This window comes from Aminobacter sp. P4_H6_2 (assembly GCF_056400805.1).
In genome coordinates this window covers 1-5210 of record NZ_JBFUKO010000381.1, presented here as the reverse complement: position 1 = coordinate 5210, position 5210 = coordinate 1, and the positions used below count along the sequence as shown (strand labels likewise).

The window sequence follows — 5210 nt, the reverse complement described above, 5'->3', positions numbered from 1 at the left end:
CCCTTCGTCGCTGCCGTCATCGCTCTGTCGCTGCATGAAGCCGGCTACATGGCCGAGATCGTACGCGCTGGCATCAATTCAGTGGCATCAGGCCAGACCGAAGCCGCCGGCAGCCTCGGCATGAACCACCGGCTGATCCTGCGCCGCATCACGCTGCCCCAGGCAATGCGGTTCATCGTTCCGCCGACCGGCAACGAAACGATCAATCTGCTGAAGACCACGTCGCTCGTGACCATCATCGCCGTCAACGACCTGCTTTATGCGGCGCAGAGCATCTATGCCCGGACCTTCGAGACCATCCCGCTGCTGATCGTGGTGGCGTTCTGGTACCTGTTCGTCGTCACCATCCTGTCGATCGGCCAGCACTATATCGAGCAGTATTACGGCAAGAGCGACCAGCAGCAGGGCGTGTCGATGGGCGGGATGCTCAAGCGCGCCTTCAGGTTCGGACGGGTGGCACAGCCAGCATGACATCGAAAGCAGAAAACCAGGCCCGCTTCGGCGTTCCCCAAAACTCCATGGTGTTTGCGCGCGGCGTGCGCAAATCCTTTGGCGCTGTCGAAGTGCTGAAAGGCATCGACCTCAACGTCCCAACCGGTTCGGTCGCCTGCGTCATCGGCCCGTCGGGCTCGGGCAAGAGCACCTTCCTGCGCTGCATCAACCATCTCGAAGAGGTCAGCGGCGGCGTGCTTCTGGTCGACGGCGAGTTCGTCGGCTACGATTTGCGTCACGGCAAGCTCTACGAGGTCAACAACAAGCTCCTGTGCCAGCGTCGCGCCGACATCGGCATGGTGTTCCAGTCGTTCAACCTGTTTTCGCACATGACAGCGCTCGAAAACCTGATCGAGGCGCCCATCATGGTAAAGGGCTTGTCCAAGGCCGAAGCCAAGGACAAGGCCTACGCACTGCTCGAACGTGTCGGGCTTTCGGCCAAAGCCGACGCCTATCCCCGCCAGCTCTCCGGCGGACAACAGCAGCGCGTGGCGATCGCCCGCGCGCTGGCGATGAACCCCAAGGTTCTGCTGTTCGACGAGCCGACCTCGGCGCTCGATCCGGAACTTGTCGGCGAAGTGCTGGTGGTCATGCGCGATCTGGCCGAAAGCGGCATGACGATGGTCGTCGTCACCCACGAGATCGGCTTTGCCCGCGAAGTCGGCGACCAGCTGATCTTCATGGATCGCGGAGTCGTCGAGGAGCGCGGTGAACCCAGGGAAATGATCGCCAACCCGCAATCGCCGCGCACACGGGAGTTTTTGTCTCACGTGCTGTGAAGCGGCAGCGTCAACTGCTGGAAAACGGAAAAGGGCTCGGCATATGCCGGGCCCTTTTTGTAGGCTCGCGTGCGTTAAAAGAGTGCCGTCGCATTGCGGTTGCCTGCTCGACATCGATTGACGGACCAATGTGTATACAGTAATGGATAGACAAGAGAGCAAACTTGCTCTCGCATGTCAGTTCCGTTCTGGCCGTGCCCGGGCGGAGTCCAGGAGATCCAGATGGCCGATCCGGCAGTTTCGCTCGACGACAAGTACCTGCTGGACGACGGGCGCATTTTCGTGACCGGCACCCAGGCGCTGGTGCGCCTGCCGATGGTGCAGCGCCGGATTGACCGCGCCGCCGGCCTCGACACGGCGGGCTTCGTCACCGGCTATCGCGGCTCGCCGCTCGGCGGCATCGACCAAGCATTCGGTCAGGCACGCAAGTTTGCCGAAGCCAATGAGATCCGTTTCCAGACCGGGCTCAACGAGGACATCGCCGCGACCGCCATCCTCGGCACCCAGCAGATCAATCTGATGGAGAAGGCCAACAAGCAGGGCGTCTTTTCGATGTGGTATGGCAAGGGCCCCGGCGTCGACCGCTCGGGCGATGCCTTTCGCCACGGCAATCTCGCAGGCTCTGCGCCTTTTGGGGGCGTCCTGCTGCTCGCCGGCGACGACCACACCTGCAAATCCTCGACCACCTCGCACCAGAGCGAATATGCGCTGATGGACGCGATGATCCCCGTGCTCAACCCGGCCGGCGTGCAGGAAATCCTCGACTTCGGCCTCTATGGCTGGGCGCTGTCGCGCTATTCCGGCTGCTGGACAGCGCTCAAGCTGATCGCCGAGACTGTCGATTCCTCCGCCTCGATCGTTGTTGCCAGCGACCGCATCGCTTTCCACACACCAGGCGATTTTGAGATGCCGGCCGGTGGGCTCGGCATTCGCTGGCCCGACAGCCCGCAGGAGCAGGAACGGCGCCTCCACAATCTCAAGCTGCCGGCGGCCCTCGCCTTTGCGCGCGCCAACCGCTTCGACCGCGTCGCACTCGGCGGCCCGCGCCGTCGCCTCGGCATCGTCACGACAGGCAAGTCTTATCTCGACGTGCGCCAGGCGCTCGACGAACTCGGCATCTCCGAAAAGCGCGCCATCGAGCTTGGCCTCTCAGTCTACAAGGTCGGCATGGTCTGGCCGCTGGAGCCCGAAGGCATCTCAGCCTTTGCATCAGGGCTGGAAGAGCTTCTGATCGTTGAGGAAAAGCGCCCGCTGATCGAAGGCCAGGTCAAGGACATCCTCTACAACATGCCGGCCGAGCGGCGGCCGCGCATCTTCGGCAAGCGTGATGGCGAAAACCGCATCGTCTTGCCGGCGCATGACGACCTCACCGCAATCCAGATTGCCAGGGCGATTGCCGCGCGCATCCTGCCCTTCATCGAAGACAGCGAGTTGATCGAGCGCATCGGCAAGCTCTCCGACATCGACGGCGCCAAGCTTGCTAGCCTCGCGCCTGTCCAGCGCACGCCCTATTTCTGCTCGGGCTGCCCGCACAACACCTCGACGCGTGTGCCCGAAGGCAGCCGCGCGCTGGCCGGCATCGGCTGCCACTGGATGTCGCAAGCGATGGACCGCAACACCGCGACCTATACGCATATGGGCGGGGAAGGGGCCAACTGGATCGGCCAGGCGCCATTCGTGCCGACACGTCACATCTTCCAGAACCTCGGCGACGGCACCTATTTCCATTCGGGCCTGCTCGCCATCCGCGCGGCGGTCGCAGCCAAGGTCAATATCACCTACAAGATCCTGTTCAACGACGCGACGGCGATGACCGGCGGCCAGCGCCATGACGGCACGCTCAACCCGCAGCGCATCACCCACCAGCTTCGTTCCGAAGGCGTCGAGCGCATCGCCGTGGTCTCCGACGACATCGAGAAATACCACGGCCAGGAGCCGTTCGCGGCCAATGTCACCATCCACCACCGCGACGAACTCGACGCCGTGCAGYGCGAACTGCGTGAGATCGAAGGCGTATCGGGCATCGTCTACGACCAGACCTGTGCCGCCGAAAAGCGCCGCCGTCGCAAGCGCGATCCCAAGCCGCGCGTCGAACGCCGCGTCATCATCAACGAGCTGGTCTGCGAAGGTTGCGGCGACTGCTCGAAAAAGTCGAACTGCCTGTCGGTGACGCCTGTCGACACCGAATTCGGGCGCAAGCGCCGCATCGACCAGTCGTCCTGCAACGAAGACTTCTCCTGCGTGAAGGGTTTTTGCCCGTCCTTCGTCACCGTCGAGGGCGTGAAGCCGCGCCGCCCCAAAAACATCGACCCCAGGGCGATTGCCGCCCGGCCGATCGCCGAGCCAGCACCGTTTGAACTCACCACACCCTGGAACGTGCTGGTCACCGGCGTCGGCGGCACCGGCGTCATCACCATCGGAGCCATCCTCGCCATGGCGGCTCACCTCGAAGGCAAGGGCTGTTCGACGCTCGACATGGCCGGCATGGCACAAAAGGGCGGTCCGGTGACGACGCATCTGCGCTTTGCACCGACGCCAAACGATCTGCATGCGGTGCGCATCTCATCGCGCTCGGCCGACGTCGTGCTCGGCTGCGACCTTGTGGTTGCCGCCGGCAAGGAAGCGCTCAGTGCCATCTCCAATGGCAAGACGCGCGTCGTGCTCAATTCCGAGGAGACCATCACCGGCGCATTCATCCGCGACCCCAATTTCCGCATCCAGGGACTTGGGTTGGCGGGCGTCGTCAAGGATATCGCCGGCGCGGATCAGGTTGAGACCATCGCCGCCACCCAGATCGCCACGCAGTTGCTGGGCGACTCCATCGGCACCAACCTGTTCATGGTCGGTTATGCCTGGCAGCGCGGGCTGATCCCGCTGGCCTCGGCAAGCATCGACAAGGCCCTTGAGCTCAACGGCGCGGCGGTCGAGATGAACCGCACCGCTTTCCGCCTCGGCCGTCTTGCAGCTGCGGACCGTGCGGCCGTCGACGCCTTGCTGCCCAGGACACAAGTCAACTCACCGCTTGGCCATCGTGTTGCGTCGCAGTCGCTCGACGAGGCCGTGGTACGTCGCGTGGCTTTCCTCACCGCCTATCAAAGTGCTGCTTACGCCGGTCAATACCGCGCCTTCGTCGCCAAAGTGCGCGCCCGCGAAAAGTCGGTGGCAGGTGTTGAAGGCAAGCTCTCCGATGCGGTCGCCCGCTACCTGTTCAAGCTGATGGCCTACAAGGACGAATACGAGGTGGCGCGGCTTTATTCCGACGGCACGTTCCGCAAGCAGCTGGCCGATACCTTCGACGGCAAGGGCAAGCTGACCTTCCACCTGTCGCCGCCGCTCTTGGCCAAGAAGGATCCCAACACCGGCGAACCGGCCAAGATGACCTTTGGTCCCTGGATGCTGAGCGCCTTCGGGGTGCTGGCGAAGTTCAAGCGCCTGCGCGGCACCGCACTCGATCCGTTCGGCTACAGCACTGAGCGCCGCACCGAACGCGCACTGATCGTGGAATACCGCGCCCGCGTCGAGCGCCTGCTTGCAAGCCTGACGCCGGACAAGCTGGCGACCGCCGTAGCGATTGCCGAAGTGCCGGAAGAAATTCGCGGATACGGACACGTCAAGGAACGCAACCTCGAGCTGGCGCGTGTCAAATGGACATCGCTTGAACAGGCCCTCGACCAGCGCCCATTGGCCATCGCCGCCGAATAGTTTCGGCCCCGGCTCGATCGCAACGGGCCGGGCTGTTCATTCACCTTCAGAAACGCACTATTCCGCGTCCGAAACAAGGGCGCTGAAGCGCTTCGTGTGTGCTTGTGCGCTGCAGCACAATAGTCCCTTAGAAAGCCCGCAAAACCGGGCTTCTCAGCTATCTTGCAGATAAAATAACAAGTGCATCATTATGTGTATTCACTTCTTAAAAATTCTGTGTCTACATGTTCGCAATAA

The 5210-nt window shown here is 62.9% G+C and carries 3 protein-coding genes; all 3 read left to right on the top strand.

Going from position 1 to position 5210, the window contains the following annotated elements; genetic code table 11:
- The coding region (locus AC1DUU_RS22275; RefSeq protein WP_476785567.1) for an amino acid ABC transporter permease at positions 1–471 on the top strand (471 nt) is incomplete at its 5' end.
- Entirely contained in the window at positions 468–1271 is an 804-nt protein-coding gene (locus tag AC1DUU_RS22270; protein WP_476785566.1) for an amino acid ABC transporter ATP-binding protein, read from the top strand. The genes AC1DUU_RS22275 and AC1DUU_RS22270, both read left to right, overlap by 4 nt.
- A gap of 222 nt (positions 1272–1493) precedes the next feature.
- Positions 1494–4973, top strand: coding sequence for an indolepyruvate ferredoxin oxidoreductase family protein (locus AC1DUU_RS22265; RefSeq protein WP_476785565.1), 3480 nt, complete (start codon positions 1494–1496; stop codon positions 4971–4973).
- Positions 4974–5210: the final 237 nt, after the last annotated feature.

Excerpts from the sequence above, each read along its gene's own strand:
- AC1DUU_RS22270 (WP_476785566.1), top strand. The coding sequence starts at position 468 with ATGACATCGAAAGCAGAAAACCAGGCCCGCTTCGGCGTTCCCCAAAAC.